Annotated in this window: 12 protein-coding genes; 5 read left to right on the top strand and 7 right to left on the bottom strand. The window is 53.1% G+C overall.

All coding sequences use genetic code 11. From position 1 onward, the window contains the following. Positions 1-55 precede the first annotated feature (55 nt). The 3 genes from ACMV5I_RS01515 to ACMV5I_RS01505 form a co-directional block, all read right to left on the bottom strand. Positions 56-2128, bottom strand: coding sequence for a TonB-dependent hemoglobin/transferrin/lactoferrin family receptor (locus tag ACMV5I_RS01515; protein ID WP_414823494.1), 2073 nt, complete (start codon positions 2126-2128; stop codon positions 56-58). A 94-nt stretch (positions 2129-2222) separates the two neighbouring features. Next, positions 2223-2417: a hemin uptake protein HemP gene (gene hemP, locus ACMV5I_RS01510; RefSeq protein WP_414823493.1), complete on the bottom strand. Its 195-nt coding sequence runs from the start codon at positions 2415-2417 to the stop codon at positions 2223-2225. 155 nt (positions 2418-2572) lie between these two features. Beyond that, positions 2573-3058: a glutathione peroxidase gene (locus ACMV5I_RS01505; protein WP_141132125.1), complete on the bottom strand. Its 486-nt coding sequence runs from the start codon at positions 3056-3058 to the stop codon at positions 2573-2575. 348 nt (positions 3059-3406) lie between these two features. On the opposite strand from ACMV5I_RS01505, the gene ACMV5I_RS01500 reads away from it, so the two are divergent. Continuing rightward, on the top strand, positions 3407-3718 hold the full coding sequence (locus ACMV5I_RS01500) for a hypothetical protein (RefSeq protein ID WP_414823492.1): 312 nt from the start codon (positions 3407-3409) through the stop codon (positions 3716-3718). An 82-nt stretch (positions 3719-3800) separates the two neighbouring features. On the opposite strand, the gene ACMV5I_RS01495 is transcribed toward ACMV5I_RS01500, so the two are convergent. Both ACMV5I_RS01495 and ACMV5I_RS01490 read right to left on the bottom strand, forming a co-directional pair. Next, positions 3801-4847, bottom strand: a complete 1047-nt coding sequence (locus tag ACMV5I_RS01495) for a 3-deoxy-7-phosphoheptulonate synthase (protein ID WP_414823491.1) — start codon at positions 4845-4847, stop codon at positions 3801-3803. Between the two features lie 169 nt (positions 4848-5016). Beyond that, positions 5017-5838, bottom strand: a complete 822-nt coding sequence (locus ACMV5I_RS01490; protein ID WP_021804571.1) for a pyruvate, water dikinase regulatory protein — start codon at positions 5836-5838, stop codon at positions 5017-5019. Between the two features lie 472 nt (positions 5839-6310). Between ACMV5I_RS01490 and ppsA the strand changes: the two genes are divergently transcribed. Further along, positions 6311-8686 carry a phosphoenolpyruvate synthase gene (ppsA, locus tag ACMV5I_RS01485; protein ID WP_414823490.1) on the top strand — a complete coding sequence of 792 codons (2376 nt, stop codon included), beginning with the start codon at positions 6311-6313 and terminating at the stop codon, positions 8684-8686. Positions 8687-9139: 453 nt separating this feature from the next. Here the strand turns inward: ppsA and ydiK are convergent, their stop codons facing one another. Continuing rightward, positions 9140-10240: an AI-2E family transporter YdiK gene (gene ydiK, locus ACMV5I_RS01480; protein ID WP_121606718.1), complete on the bottom strand. Its 1101-nt coding sequence runs from the start codon at positions 10238-10240 to the stop codon at positions 9140-9142. 376 nt (positions 10241-10616) lie between these two features. Here ydiK and ACMV5I_RS01475 point away from each other — a divergent pair, with 376 nt between their 5' ends. Then, the gene (locus ACMV5I_RS01475) at positions 10617-13673 is read left to right on the top strand and encodes an FAD-binding and (Fe-S)-binding domain-containing protein (RefSeq protein WP_414823489.1); all 3057 of its coding nucleotides are present in this window, start codon (positions 10617-10619) and stop codon (positions 13671-13673) included. After that, on the top strand, positions 13670-14086 hold the full coding sequence (gene menI, locus ACMV5I_RS01470) for a 1,4-dihydroxy-2-naphthoyl-CoA hydrolase (RefSeq protein ID WP_021178115.1): 417 nt from the start codon (positions 13670-13672) through the stop codon (positions 14084-14086). Before ACMV5I_RS01475 ends, menI begins: the two co-directional genes overlap by 4 nt. 36 nt (positions 14087-14122) lie before the next feature. On the opposite strand, the gene ACMV5I_RS01465 is transcribed toward menI, so the two are convergent. After that, positions 14123-14527, bottom strand: coding sequence for a hypothetical protein (locus ACMV5I_RS01465; RefSeq protein ID WP_024486172.1), 405 nt, complete (start codon positions 14525-14527; stop codon positions 14123-14125). Between the two features lie 475 nt (positions 14528-15002). Between ACMV5I_RS01465 and sufA the strand changes: the two genes are divergently transcribed. Continuing rightward, entirely contained in the window at positions 15003-15374 is a 372-nt protein-coding gene (gene sufA, locus ACMV5I_RS01460) for a Fe-S cluster assembly scaffold SufA (protein ID WP_021178114.1), read from the top strand.

The following is a 15374-nucleotide window of genomic DNA, read 5'->3' as shown; positions in this document are numbered from 1 at the left end:
TGTATTTGTGGGTGAGGAACGGGCAAAAACGGTCTGCCCGCTGTAGTTCAATGGGTTACCACTGATAGCTGACCAGCAGTTTGGCGTTACGACCATCCTGCGGAATGCCCTGTGGTGAGTAATATTCTTTATCGAAGGCGTTCCCCAGTACCACGGTAGTGGTGACGCCCTGCAGGTTTTCGCGGCCTTTATAGCTTAGGTAGAAATCGTTCACGCCATAACCGGCTTGCTTGGTGTAGCCGGTAGCCACGTGGTGGGCACTCTGGGCAAAGGTTCCAACCCAGCCGGTGGATAAACCGGTCTCGGCAATAGGAATATCCAACACGCTGGTGACCGTATCCGGGTTGATACTGGAGAGCCAGTCACCCGTAGTTTCATCTTTACCACGTGTGCGGTTGTAGGCCAGATCCAAACCGAACCACTGGGTTTTATAGTTCAGCGAGGTATCCCATCCCCAAATTTTGGCGCGATCGATATTGGTTGAGAAGGTAGTACAACTGATGCAGTACATACCGCGCGGGCCACGGCCTAACTCCATGGTGACACCGGTAGTAATATAATCTTTGGCTTTGGTATCGAAGTAGCTGGCCTTGAATTGCAGGCTGTCATCGGCCATTAGCAGATCGTCAAAGCGTAAGCCGAAGCCGTATTCCTGCGTGGCGTTGGTTTCCGGCTTCAGATTCGGGTTAGGCACCCAATAGTTGGTGATGGTGGTCGGGCCCATCGGGATCGAGAAGTGCTTGGAGTCGTTGTACATCTCGCCCATGGTTGGTGCGCGGAACGCCTGAGCATAGGAGGCGAACATCATCAGCCAATCGGTAGGGGTAACGCTCATCGCACCACGGGATGACCACTTGTTGGCATTGACGTCGTCATAACCGTCGCTAGAGCCTTTGTAGTTGTCATAACGCGTCCCGGCCAGGAAAGAGACGGGCAGGTCACGCAGAGTGATCTCATCCTGCATCCAGCCGGAAGCGAAGTTGATTTTGGCCTGCGGGAAGCTCTCTGTTGCCCCCCCCGGCGTCTGTTCCTGTCGGTAGGCTTCGCTACCATAGGTAAACAGGTGCGAAGCGAAGCTGTCAGCAAACAGGCGGGTACGGTTTTCCAGCTTGCCACCTTTGGTAGTTTGTTTGCGAGCTTCATCCGTGCTGCCGTCGGTATGCGCATTGATCTCTACTTCGGAGTAATAGAGCTTGGCATCGGCATCCAGCCAATCTTGGCCAGTGGGCTTCAGCTTATAGCCGAGCTGTGCGTCACGCTGAATCGTTGAACGGTCAGTTAACACATTGCTGCTGGAAACATCAGGCGTTTGCGGGTTCTTAGGTTCTTGCGCTCGGTTGTTGTAATAACGCAGATTACCGCTCAGGGACTGGTTGTCATCGATGGTCCAGGTGCCTTTAGCCAGAACGTTGCTGATGGTCTCGTCGTTCGGTGCATTAAAACCATCGCCCTGGCGAATATCGCCAATATCGCGGGTGCCGAAAGAGATCAGACCATCGAGATCGTCAGTTTTACCGTAAGCGCTGGCGCCCATGCCCAGGCTATGATCGCCGGTAGCCCCGGTGCCGAACACGCGATAGCCGGTGTTATGGCCGGGCAACAGCAGATCGGCGGCATCCACCGTTTCATAGGAGATAACCCCACCTAATGCGCCACTGCCGTACAACAATGCCGATGGGCCACGCACTACTTCAATCCGTTTTACCAAGCCAGGATCCAGGAAGGTGCCATTGATATGGCCGGTATCGGTTCCCTGACGAATACCATCAATCAGGATCAGCACGCCACGGCGATCGTAACCCCGCATCATAATGTCTTGCCCATTGCTCCGGCCAGTACCGGTTACGGTAACCCCTGGCACGTGACGCAGCATATCACCAGCGGTGGTGGCGGTTTGGCTCTGAGGGCTGTTGCCGTCGATCACCGTCACCATCATCGGCGCTTCAAAACTGCTGCGCTGATTACCGGTGGCGACCACGGTCATGGCCTCATCTCTGTTTTTTTCTTGTGCCTTGGTGGCAGCGGAAACACTGGTGTCGGTCTGGGCAAAAACCACCGTAGGCAAAGCGCAGGCAATGGCCAGGCTTAATGCGGATAAACGCAGCCGGGAGGCAAAAATGGCAGGCATGTGGCAACTCTCCGTATGACTCAACATATCAATAGATTTGCTGGCTGCCTGGATCGCAAGATCGGGGTGGCTGGCGTTAAAAGGAACTAAGACGTTATTTGGTTAAGATCAATTTTCCCGCTTTGGTTTGGCGAAGTTGATAGCGTTGCCCTTGATGGATGATCACCGCCAACCCATCAGTGCCCAGCAGCTCGGCACTGTCGAAGCAGGGCGGTAAAGCGGCAGGAGCACTGCCGTCAGGGATAACCAAAGCGTTGTTGGACTGTTGGCAATTATTGAGATTGTCCATAAATTCAACCGGTAAATGGTAATTAATATCAAATTGATAATCATTATCATGTGAACGAAAGGTTACATCAAGGGAAATTTTCTTACCGATGGAACCTTTTTGTCGTCATGCTTACCGGAGCTAGATTGATTGCGATCAATTTGCTGATAAAACGGCTATTTCAACAGGGTTTCGATACGGCTGAACAGGCGCTCAGGTTTGGTGATGGGGGCAAAGCGTGTGATGCGCTCGCCATCGGCGGTGAGCAGGAATTTGGTGAAGTTCCACTTGATACGTTGGCTGCCTAACAGACCAGGAGCACGGCGTTTTAACTCGCTGAACAGGGGATGCGCCTGCGCGCCGTTGACGTCGATCTTGCTGAACAGCGGAAAGCTGACGCCATAGTTGAGGGTGCAGAAGTTGGCAATCTCCAGCGGGTTGCCCGGCTCTTGCCCGCCAAACTGATTGCAGGGGAAGCCCAGCACCATCAACCCGCGTGAGCGATAATACTGCCATAGCTTCTCCAAGCCTGCATACTGCGGGGTAAAGCCACACTTGCTGGCGGTATTGACCACCAGGTAAGCTCGCGCCGGAAAGTCGGCCAGCGTTTTATGTTCCCCTTGCAGGGTGACGCAGGGAATGGACAGCAGTGAATGGTTCACAGAAGAGGGCTCCAGATCGGTTTAGCTCGGACGTTTGGCAAGTATAGCTGAATGATGTAAGAATACTTCGTAGAATATGGCATCAATAACCTGATTTAGGTGATGAAAATCCGATAATGCAGTGTTTAAAATTCCCACTTACTCGTTGAAAAGCAATAATTAAATTAAAGTCAGCATCACATGTAAATGCCATGTTATATTGAAAATGTTTAATTGATTAAGTAATAATAGGTATTCAGCTTTTATTTTACAGGCATTGACGCTTGGGTTTTTGAATGTGTAATATTATTTTTGTGATATCTACGTAAATAGGGAAAGTATGAGCTAATTGTTGCATAGGGAGATGATATGAATGTGTTAAGTGTGGGATTTTTAATATTATCAGTCTGTTGCCACTTTTTTGTGGGTTCGAGAGTATTTCCAGACGTTAAGAGAAATACAATGATACTTGCCTCTTTGATGCTTTTGTTTGCAGGGGTATCTAGTGGCTATAAGATTTTCACTGCAAATTTTTGCATTATTCTCATGCTATTGGCTTGTGCAATACGGTGGGTTAAAGGAAAGAAGCGTCTAAAAGAAATAGATAACATAGGTATGTTGTACGTAACTCTTTCTTTCATACCTTTTTTGGTTTTTATGATTGAGTGGATGAATTATTGAGTTTTCAATTCCATTACGAAAGTGATACTGCGTGAACGGATAAATGAGAGCCAGCAGGCCAAAAGCATGCTGGCTAAAATAATCAGAAACGGGTATCTACCGCATCGGCCAGCATAGCCAGCAACTGCTCGCTGTCCGACCAGCTCAGGCAAGGATCGGTAATGGATTGCCCGTAGGTTAGTGATTGGCCAGCCACAATCTTCTGCGTGCCTTCCACCAGGAAGCTTTCGGCCATCACGCCAGCCACGGCCACGGAGCCCGCTCGGATCTGTTGGCAGACGTTTTCCGCCACTTCCAACTGGCGGCGATGCAATTTCTGGCAGTTGCCGTGACTGAAGTCGATCACCAGTTGTTCAGGTAAATCGAACTCGCGCAGGCTATCACAGGCGGCAACCACATCGATCGCGTGATAGTTTGGCGTCTTGCCGCCGCGCATGATGATATGGCCATAAGGATTGCCGCTGGTCTGGTAAATGGTCATCTGGCCGGTTTTGTCTGGTGACAGGAACATATGACCAGCGCGCGCGGCACGGATGGCATCAATGGCGATGCGGGTGTTGCCGTCGGTGCCGTTTTTGAAACCGACCGGGCAGGAGAGTGCCGAGGCCATTTCACGGTGGATCTGGCTTTCGGTGGTGCGAGCGCCAATCGCGCCCCAGCTGATCAGGTCGGCAATATACTGGCCGATCACCATATCCAGGAACTCGGTCGCTGTTGGCAGGCCAAGTTGGTTCACTGACAATAGCAGTTTGCGCGCCATCTCAATGCCACGGTTGACCTGATAGCTGCCGTCCAGATCGGGATCGGAAATCAAGCCTTTCCAGCCCACCACGGTGCGCGGTTTTTCAAAATAGGTGCGCATCACGATTTCCAGGCGGTCCTGATAGCGCTCGCGCAGTGCGTTAAGGCGGGTGGCATAGTCCATCGCCGCATCCAGATCGTGAATGGAGCAGGGGCCAATCACCACCAACAGGCGCTTGTCTTCGCCGGTGAGGATTTTTTCAATACGTTTACGTGACGCTGTCACGTTATCGGCTACCGATGCTGAGATCGGCAACTTCTCTGCCAGCGCCTGAGGCGTGACCAAGCTGTCGATGCGCGCGGTCCGCAGTTCATCTGTTTTGTGCATGATTGTCTCTAAAACTGTTCTTCGCGACGGCAGGAATACCGGGAAGTGATGGCGATCACAATAACGCAAAAACCGCTGAATTCAACCGTAGAGATTGTGATCGGTTGATTAAAACCGGTAAAAAAGCACAAAAAAGGGGGCATTGACGACTATCCGCCAGCCCCTACTATCAGAACATCCTCCGGCTCATACCGAGGATATCGAGGATTTTGGTGGAGATCTCCTCCACCGAATAGTTGGTGGTATTGAGATAGCGGATCTGGTTTTTGCGAAACAGCGCTTCCACCTCGGCAACTTCCATCCTGCATTGGCGCGGGGAAGAGTAACGGCTGTTTTCGCGGCGTTCTTCGCGGATCGCCGTTAACCGCTCTGGGTTGATGGTCAACCCAAATAATTTATGTTGAAACGGTTTTAGCGCGGCGGGTAGCTGCAAATTATCCATATCATCGGCAGTAAACGGATAGTTGGCCGCGCGGATACCAAATTGCATCGCCAGATACAGGCTGGTGGGGGTTTTACCGCAGCGGGATACGCCGAGCAGGATCACCTGCGCCTGATCGAGATTGCGCAGCGATATGCCATCATCATGGGCCAGGGTGTATTCAATGGCCGCGATCCGGGCGTCATACTTGCCCAGGTTGTTTTCGGTCAGTCCGTGGGTGCGATTAGGTACCGGCGTTGGATCCACCGCTAATTCCCCCTGTAGCGGGCCAACCAGGGCCTGCACGATATCCTGACAGAACCCTTCACTTTGGGTGATCACCTGGCGCACTTCCGGCGAGATAATCGAATAAAACACCAGTGGGCGCACCCCGGTCTGCTGGTAAATATCATTGATCTGCTGGCATACGCCCCGCGCACGCGCTTCGGTTTCCACAAAGGGCAGAGTGAAAGTGGTGGCCTTGACGGGAAACTGTGACAGCACCGCATGCCCCAAAACTTCGGCGGTAATGGCCGTGCCATCCGAGATATAAAAAACGCTTCTTTCCACCCATAACTCCTTAATGCCTGAAACGACTGATAGCAACATCATGGTCTGCATACCCACATACGGTAAAGAGGGGGACAGAAATTTTGTGACGCCGGGGATCATTCGCGGCAATTGAATATATTTAATAAAACCTAATTTCATTTTTAATAAAATGAATGGTGCTATTTCAACTACCAGCTCCGATGCAAATTGGCGTTATTTTCGTCAAATCAATCACTAAAAATATGGGTATTTAAGCAAAAGTTTAAATAATACATAATTTGTTGAATTGTAAGCTTTTAGCCAGTTAGGGAACGATCCCTAATAAAATTGTGCTCGCTGGAATTCTCTTAATTGCTATTTTCTTCATTGGCTTGATCGATTCACCTGTCCATTGTCTATGGATCATTGTGCTAGTGTGGGTGGGTGCCGTTTTTGCGGTACCAGTCAAAAATCCGTCAATACCCTACTGATAGCAATAAGGATTGTCTCGATGTCTAACAATGGCCCAGACTTGCGTAATGTGCTTTGGTACAACCAGCTTGGCATGCACGACGTTGACCGTGTCGGTGGCAAAAATGCCTCCCTCGGTGAAATGATCACCAATCTCTCCGATTTGGGCGTGGCCGTACCCAACGGTTTCGCCACCACCGCCCAGGCATTTAACGATTTTCTTGAGCAAAGTGGGGTTAACCAGCGCATTTATCAGCTGCTGGATCAGACTGACGTGGACGATATTGCTCAACTGTCCAAGGCCGGTGCGCAAATTCGCCAATGGGTGATCGATACGCCTTTCCACGCGGAATTTGAACGTGAAATTACCCTAGCGTACCAACAACTGTCCGAGGGCGAAAGCGAAGCCTCCTTTGCCGTGCGTTCTTCCGCCACGGCCGAAGATATGCCAGACGCCTCGTTTGCTGGCCAGCAGGAAACCTTCCTCAACGTGCAGGGCATTGATGCGGTGATGGTGGCGATCAAACACGTCTTCGCCTCTTTGTTTAACGACCGGGCCATCTCCTACCGTGTGCATCAGGGTTACGATCACCGTGGCGTGGCGCTTTCCGCCGGTGTACAGCGCATGGTTCGCTCCGACCTGGCTTCCTCTGGGGTGATGTTTACCATCGATACCGAGTCCGGCTTTGATCAGGTGGTATTTATTACCTCGGCGTTTGGCCTGGGGGAAATGGTGGTGCAAGGTGCGGTCAACCCGGATGAGTTCTATGTCCATAAACCGACGCTGCTCAAGGGCAAACCGGCCATTGTGCGCCGCAACCTTGGCTCGAAAAAAATCCGCATGGTGTACGCACCTTCACAGGATCACGGCAAGCAGGTCCGTATCGAGGATGTGCCAGAAGAGCAACGCAATCGTTTCTCTTTGACCGATGATGAAGTTCAGGCACTGGCGCATCAGGCGTTGCTGATTGAAAAACACTACGGCCGCCCGATGGATATCGAGTGGGCCAAAGACGGCCACACCGGCAAACTGCTGATAGTCCAGGCGCGGCCAGAAACCGTGCGCTCCAATGAGCAGGTGATGGAACGCTACCAACTGAACGGTAACAGCACCGTGCTGGTGGAAGGGCGAGCCATTGGCCATCGTATTGGGGCAGGCCCGGTGAAGGTCATCCACAATATCAGCGAAATGGATCTCATCGAACCGGGCGACGTATTGGTCACCGACATGACCGACCCGGATTGGGAACCGATCATGAAGAAGGCGGCAGCGATCGTTACCAACCGTGGCGGGCGTACCTGCCATGCGGCGATCATTGCCCGCGAACTGGGGATCCCTGCTGTTGTAGGCTGTGGCCACGCAACGGACCTGCTGAAAGAAGGGCAGAAAGTCACCGTCTCCTGCGCCGAAGGCGACACCGGTTTTGTCTACAGCGACATGCTGGAATTCAGCGTACAAAGCTCGGAAGTCACTGAACTGCCGGAACTCCCGTTGAAGATTATGATGAACGTCGGAAACCCTGACCGTGCGTTCGACTTCGCTCGCTTGCCAAATGAAGGTGTGGGGCTGGCCCGGTTGGAGTTTATTATCAACCGCATGATCGGCGTACACCCGCGTGCCCTGTTGGAGTTCGACCAGCAAACCCCGGAGCTGCAGGCAGAAATCAAGACGCTGATGCTGGGTTATGACGATCCGGTCGAGTTCTATGTCGGTCGTTTGACCGAAGGGATCGCTACGCTTGGCGCTGCATTCTGGCCGAAGCGCGTCATCGTACGCCTTTCCGATTTCAAATCTAACGAATACGCCAACCTGGTCGGCGGCGAGAGATATGAGCCGCACGAAGAAAACCCGATGTTAGGTTTCCGTGGCGCGGGTCGTTACGTGGCAGACAGTTTCCGCGACTGCTTCGCCATGGAATGTGCCGCGATGAAGCGGGTACGTAATGAGATGGGCCTGACCAACGTTGAGGTGATGGTACCGTTTGTGCGTACCGTGGCTCAGGCGGAGGCCGTGGTGGCAGAGTTGGGGCGCCAAGGGCTCAAGCGCGGCGAGAACGGGCTGAAAGTGATCATGATGTGTGAGATCCCATCCAACGCCTTGCTGGCCGATCAGTTCCTTGAGCACTTCGATGGTTTCTCTATCGGTTCCAACGATATGACGCAGCTCACGCTGGGGCTGGATCGCGATTCCGGAGTGGTCTCTGAGCTGTTTGACGAGCGCAATGAGGCGGTCAAGGCGCTGCTTTCCATGGCGATCCAGGCGGCCAAGCGTCATGGCAAATATGTCGGCATCTGTGGACAAGGCCCGTCAGACCATGCGGACTTTGCCGAGTGGCTGATGGATCAGGGGATTGATAGCCTGTCGCTTAACCCGGATACCGTGGTGCAGACCTGGGTTAATTTGTCACAAAGATAGTTTTAGGGGCGCTGCATGCTGCGCCCGTCAAGTTAAATAACATTGCCATTTTTTCATTAATTGCCAACCGCCGGTTAAACCTGGCGGTTTTTTTATATCGGCGGGTTATTTTGCACAAAAAAAAGCCCATCAACAGACGGGCAAAGACTACACACAGCAATTCAGTGATTCGGGGTTACCTTGTTGGCTGACTTGACTGGAAAACAATGCATGGAAAGCAATGATTTTCAGCAAGATAGAGTTTTATACTAGGCAGTTATCTGGCGCGCGTCATTAAGAATCGTCCCAATAAAATAGCCTGGATTGTACTGGTTCATTGCGAGAACAGGTATTTGAACGGCATCTATTATTGCAACAAGTGAGTCAGCAGAATAATTATCGGCAGCGATGCGGCGGCGAAAGGGAATATGCGGGTTAATCGCCTGCCCAATGAATGGGCAGGCGATGTAGGGATCACAACTGTTCTAAATCTTTGGCGACTTCTTCCAGATCGGCTGTGGGCTCTGGAGCTTCGTTCACCCAGGCGCTAACCAACCGATAAGAGACCGCCAGCACGACTGGGCCGATAAACAGGCCAATCATCCCGAAGGCCAGCAGGCCACCGATAACGCCTGACAAGATCAGAATCAACGGCAAGTCGGCACCCATGCGGATTAGCGCCGGGCGCAGGAAGTTATCCAGCGTTCCGACCACGCAGCTCCACACCAATAGCACGGTGCCCCAGGTGGTGTCACCGGTCCAGTACAGCCAAATGATGGCCGGGATCAAGACCAACAATGGCCCCAGTTGGGCAAGGCAAAAGATGAACATCACTACGGTCAGCAAGGTGGCCGCGGGAATGCCAGAAATGGCCAACCCAATACCGCCCAGGATCGACTGCACCAATGCTGTCACCACCACGCCCAATGCAACGGCACGGATCGCTTGCCCGGCTAGTAATACGGCCGCATCGCCCCGAGTGGAAGCAAGGCGCACGGCAAAATGGCGGATCGCCATGCCGACCTGCTCACCGCGGGCGTACAGCAAGGCACTGAACAATAACATCAGCGAACAGTGGATCAGGAAACGACCAATATGCGCTGCCTGGGTGACAAACCAGGTGGCGGTCTGGCCGAAGTAAGGTTGAATTTTGGCCACCAGGGCGTTACCACCGGTGTTCACCAACAGATGATAGCTGTTATAGACTTTGTGCCCAATCACCGGAATGGAGCGCAGCCACTCCAACTGTGGAACATGGAGCTGGCCCGGCGAGTTCACCCAGGCTACGATTGGCGCGCTGTTATCCACCACGCTGCTGATCAGCAGGGCAATAGGCAGCACAAACAGCAAGAGCAGCAGGATAGTCATCGCCACCACTGCCAGCGACCGGCGGCCCCAAAGTAGGCTCTGCAGTTTAATCAATACCGGCCAGGTGGCGATCACCACCATCGATGCCCAGGCAAATCCCAGAATAAAGGGTTGAATGACCCAAAAACTGGCGACGATCATAATGGCGATAAACAGCACACCAAAAATTATCGTCGGTAAATCGTAGCGGCGTTGCGGTTGTGTCATGAATGCATTTTCATCCTAGTGAGTTAATTCCTTGGTACCCTTTTATCATGGAGCATTTTTGGCAACTTTCACAGTCAGCCGCACATTTTGTCGTGGAACACCATCCGTGGTACAGCCTTTCATTATTAAGCGCAGTGGAATAACCGCCAGACTTTCCTCTTCCTAAAGCGCAGCCATCGGCTGCGCTATCATTTTCCCAGCCAAATAATGCCAAATTCAGGATGTACAAGCGGCAAAACACCCGCCATTATGAGGTAGATAGCGATGATGCAGGGGCGGGTAACGGCCCTTGCGGTTATCGTGATAATAAAAGACAGGGGAGGGCCAGTTCCGGGCCCGATTAAGCAATTAAGAGCAGACAGAGTCAAACAAGCGAATGATCCCACAAATTTCTCAGGCATCCGGCCTCGTTCAACGGGTGCTGGACTTTTTGGCCGCGTTAAAACAGAGCGGATTCAACGGCGATACCGCCACTAGCTATGCCGATCGGCTGACGATGGCGACGGACAACAGCATTTATCAGCTGTTGCCCGATGCGGTGGTGTTTCCTCGCTCAACCGCTGATGTGGCGCTAATCGCCCGGCTGGCCGACGAAGAACGCTTCAAGGAGCTGACCTTCAGTCCGCGCGGTGGCGGCACCGGCACCAATGGACAGGCACTTAACACCGGCATAGTGGTTGATATGTCGCGTTACATGAACCGCATTCTGGACATCAACGTCGAGCAGGGTTGGGTGCGGGTAGAAGCCGGGGTGATTAAAGACCAACTCAACCAGTATTTACGGCCGTTCGGCTATTTCTTCGCGCCGGAACTTTCCACCAGCAACCGAGCTACCCTTGGCGGTATGATCAATACCGACGCGTCTGGCCAGGGTTCGCTGGTGTACGGTAAAACCTCAGACCATGTGCTGGGGCTGCGGGCGGTGTTGCTGGGGGGCGAAATGATCGACACCCGCGCCATGCCAACGCCGCTGGCGGAAACGATTGCCCAGGAAGATACGCCAGAGGGGCGGATCTACCACACCGTGCTGAACCGTTGCCGTGAGCAACGGGCGCTGATCCTGGAGAAATTCCCCAAGCTTAACCGCTTCCTCACCGGCTACGATCTGTGCCACGTACTGAGCGACGATCTGCAAACCTTCGATCTGACCCGCATTCTGACCGGTGCCGAAGGGACCTTGGCCTTTATCACCGAAGCGCGGCTGGATATCACACCGCTGCCGAAGGTGCGGCGCCTGGTAAACGTCAAATATGACTCTTTCGATTCGGCCCTGCGCAATGCGCCCTTTATGGTGGAAGCCAAGGCGCTGTCGGTGGAAACCATTGACTCCAAGGTGCTGAATCTGGCCCGCGAAGATATCGTCTGGCACTCGGTCAGCGAACTGATCACCAATGTGCCGGATAAAGAGATGCTCGGGTTGAACATCGTTGAGTTTGCCGGTGATGATAAGGAACTGATCGACGGCCAGATGGAAGCGCTGTGCGAGCGTCTGGACGATCTGATCTCCGAGCAACAGGCTGGTGTGATCGGTTATCAGATTTGCGGCGATTTGACCGGTATTGAGCGCATCTACAATATGCGCAAAAAGGCGGTTGGATTGCTGGGTAACGCCAAAGGGCAGGCCAAGCCCATCCCGTTTGCTGAAGATACCTGCGTGCCGCCGCAGCACCTGGCTGACTATATCACCGAGTTCCGCCAACTGTTGGATAGCCATAACCTGAGCTACGGTATGTTCGGCCACGTTGATGCTGGTGTGCTGCATGTGCGCCCGGCCTTAGATATGTGCGATCCCCAGCAAGAAGTGCTGATGAAGCAAATATCTGACCAGGTGGTGGCGTTAACCGCCAAGTATGGCGGCCTGTTGTGGGGAGAACACGGGAAGGGCTTCCGGGCGGAGTATAGCCCGGCGTTCTTCGGCGAGGAGCTCTATGAAGAACTGCGCCGCATCAAGGCCGCGTTTGACCCGCTCAATCGCCTCAATCCGGGGAAAATCTGCCCGCCGCTGGGCGTAGATTCCGTGATGATGAAAGTCGATGCGGTGAAACGTGGCACGTTGGATCGCCGCATCCCCATCGATGTCCGCACCTCGTTCCGTGGCGCGATGGAGTGTAACGGCAACGGACTGTGTTTCAACTTTGATGTCCACAGCCCGATGTGCCCATCGATGAAGATCACCGCGAATCGGATCCACTCGCCGAAAGGCCGTGCGGCCCTGGTGCGCGAATGGTTACGGTTATTGGCAGAGCAGGGCGTGGACCCCGTCGCACTGGAAAAGCAGTTGCCGCAGCAGCGCCTCAGCTTCCGCACCCTGGTCGAGAAAACCCGTAATAGCTGGCATGCAGGCAAGGGCGAATATGACTTCTCCCATGAAGTCAAAGAAGCGATGTCTGGCTGCCTGGCCTGTAAAGCCTGTTCGACCCAGTGCCCGATCAAGATCGACGTGCCGGGCTTCCGTTCGCGCTTCCTGCAGCTTTATCACACCCGTTATCTGCGCCCAATGCGTGACTACGTGGTCGCTGGCGTCGAGAGCTATACCCCGTTGATGGCCAAAGCGCCGAAGGTGTTCAACTTCTTCTTCAAGCAGCCATGGGTGCGCGAACTGAGCCGCAACAGCATCGGCATGGTGGATTTACCATTGCTATCCAGCCCAACATTACGCCAACAACTGTCGGGCCATAGCGCGTTCAGCATGACGCTTGAACAGTTGGAAGCATTGAGCGAAAGCCAGCGCGAACAGCATGTGCTGGTGGTGCAGGATCCGTTTACCAGCTATTACGATGCCCAGGTCGTGGCAGACTTTGTACGGCTGGTGGAAAAGCTGGGCTACAAGCCGGTACTGTTGCCTTTCTCACCGAACGGTAAGGCACAGCATATCAAAGGCTTCCTGACGCGCTTTGCCAAAACGGCGCGCAAGACCGCGGACTTCCTGAACCGGGTAGCCAAACTGGGGATGCCGATGGTGGGTGTCGATCCGGCGCTGGTGCTGTGTTATCGCGACGAGTATCAAGAAATTCTCGGGGCCGAACGGGGGAGTTTCCAGGTGCAACTGGTCCATGAATGGTTGCAAAAGTTGCTGGCAGAACGTGCGGAACAGCCTGCGACCGGGGAAGCCTGGTATCTGTTTGGCCACTGTACCGAAACCACCGCATTACCTGCGAGTACCCAGCAGTGGGCTGCCATCTTTGCCCGTTTTGGCGCCAAGTTGGAAAACGTCAGCGTGGGTTGCTGTGGCATGGCGGGCACTTACGGTCACGAAGCCAAGAATCTGCAAAATTCCCTGGGGATTTATGAGCTATCATGGCATCAGGCGCTACAACGTTTGCCAAGGCAACGCTGTCTGGCGACCGGTTATTCTTGCCGCAGCCAGGTAAAACGCATTGAAGGCAATGGCGTGCGGCATCCATTACAGGCACTTCTGGAGATGATTGCGTGAAGCTGTGGAAACGTGAAACAACGCTGGAACAACTCAACCAAAGCGGTGAAGGATGCATGGTGGCCCATGTGGGCATTCAGTTTACCCGCTTGGAAGATGACTATTTAGAGGCGGTGATGCCCGTCGATCACCGCACTACCCAGCCGTTTGGCCTGTTACACGGCGGGGCTTCGGTGGTGCTGGCCGAGTCGATGGGCTCAATGGCGGGTTATCTGTGCACCGAAGGGGAACAAAAGGTGGTGGGGTTGGAGATTAACGCCAATCACCTGCGCGCGGTATTTAAAGGGCAGGTACGCGGGGTTTGTCGTGCGTTACACGCTGGCCGCCGCAATCAGGTCTGGCAGATCGAGATCTTCGACGATCGCGATCGCCTGTGCTGTACCTCGCGGCTGACCACGGCAGTATTGGAGTAACACCTACCCCGCAGGTTTTCGCCTGCGGGGCAAACGTTACAGCTGGAACGGTACCCGTTTCACAAAATCCTTCTGAAAAGCGGTAGCCTTGTCCCAGCCGCCTTCCATCGAATATTTCTGGCAAATCAGCGTTAGCGTATGCCGGGCAAAATGATAGCACTGCACGCGGAACAGCTGACAGCGCTGTGGGTTGTTGATCTCGACGATCAGCCGGTTATGCAGTTTGCTCAGCGCATGCAGATAACTCTCGTCATCGCCATTTTCCAGGCATAAATTCGCCATGCCCAAGCTGACACCGTTGTAACGCTTCAGATGATTGATGTTGCATTCCGGCCGCTGTAGCGCCGCTTCCGCCATATAGAAATCCACCGTGGCATCACGGATGTTGAACTTGTATTCATCAATTTTGCTCAGCAGCCACGCATTCATCGAGATAGCCATAGGTCCACGCCCAATTAAAGCTTAATGATAATCATTATCATATTTGCAGCTGTGGCGATGATCAATGCTCCTCGCAGATTTTTTTCTGTTGTGGGTCTTTTGACCCTCACGGGCTAAAAACACGCGAGCGACTAGACTTAAAGCAGGGAAAGGCATTTTTCAGACAGACAAAATGCAGAAATAGGTATTTTCTATGAATGTTTAAAACAGACGACTTATTCGGCGCTATAACCTTGTCGGGACAGCGGGATAAGCCGTACGAGATATGATGAATTACTATGAATTCAGAGGGATAAAAATTATCCCCGCGTCTATTTTGCCTGGATGCTCCATCGATTTATCGTGTTGCCGAGCGTAAATCCGGGCGTTTGGTAAATACCCCCGCAAAACAAACGGTTGAAGTGATAATCATTATCACTAACATGGGCGGTAAGCCAGATCGGCTGTAGTAAAACACGAATGTGAGGTAGGCCATATGCATACGGAAGATGTTGGTACTTTTTCCTTGGCAGACAACGTCTGGCAAGGCATTTCGCTGAGCGACAGCGCGGTGAAGCAGATAATCAGACTCATGCAGCAGGATGCGCAGGTGAAAGGGTTGCAACTCGGCGTCAAACAATCTGGCTGTGCGGGCTTTGCCTACGTACTGGATTTGACCCGCGAACCGGCCAGCGACGATCTGTTGTTTGAACGTGACGGGGCCAAGCTATTCGTGCCGCTCAAAGCGATGCCGTTTATCGATGGCACCACGGTAGATTTTGTTCGGGAAGGGCTGAATCAGATGTTCAAATTTAATAACCCTAAAGCTCAGAACGCCTGCGGATGCGGTGAGAGCTTTGGCGTTTAA

This window comes from Serratia sp. T13T92, assembly GCF_047530105.1.
In the GTDB taxonomy this organism is placed as follows: domain Bacteria; phylum Pseudomonadota; class Gammaproteobacteria; order Enterobacterales; family Enterobacteriaceae; genus Chania; species Chania fonticola.
The sequence above is the reverse complement of the archived record's forward strand: the minus strand, read 5'-3'. Positions and strand labels throughout refer to the sequence as shown.

What these genes read in the sequence shown, in the direction of transcription:
- ACMV5I_RS01515 (WP_414823494.1), bottom strand. Translation starts at nt 2,128, where the DNA reads ATGCCTGCCATTTTTGCCTCCCGGCTGCGTTTATCCGCATTAAGCCTG.
- hemP (WP_414823493.1), bottom strand. Translation starts at nt 2,417, where the DNA reads ATGGACAATCTCAATAATTGCCAACAGTCCAACAACGCTTTGGTTATC.
- ACMV5I_RS01500 (WP_414823492.1), top strand. Translation starts at nt 3,407, where the DNA reads ATGAATGTGTTAAGTGTGGGATTTTTAATATTATCAGTCTGTTGCCAC.
- ACMV5I_RS01495 (WP_414823491.1), bottom strand. Translation starts at nt 4,847, where the DNA reads ATGCACAAAACAGATGAACTGCGGACCGCGCGCATCGACAGCTTGGTC.
- ppsA (WP_414823490.1), top strand. Translation starts at nt 6,311, where the DNA reads ATGTCTAACAATGGCCCAGACTTGCGTAATGTGCTTTGGTACAACCAG.
- ydiK (WP_121606718.1), bottom strand. Translation starts at nt 10,240, where the DNA reads ATGACACAACCGCAACGCCGCTACGATTTACCGACGATAATTTTTGGT.
- ACMV5I_RS01475 (WP_414823489.1), top strand. Translation starts at nt 10,617, where the DNA reads ATGATCCCACAAATTTCTCAGGCATCCGGCCTCGTTCAACGGGTGCTG.
- ACMV5I_RS01465 (WP_024486172.1), bottom strand. Translation starts at nt 14,527, where the DNA reads ATGGCTATCTCGATGAATGCGTGGCTGCTGAGCAAAATTGATGAATAC.
- sufA (WP_021178114.1), top strand. Translation starts at nt 15,003, where the DNA reads ATGCATACGGAAGATGTTGGTACTTTTTCCTTGGCAGACAACGTCTGG.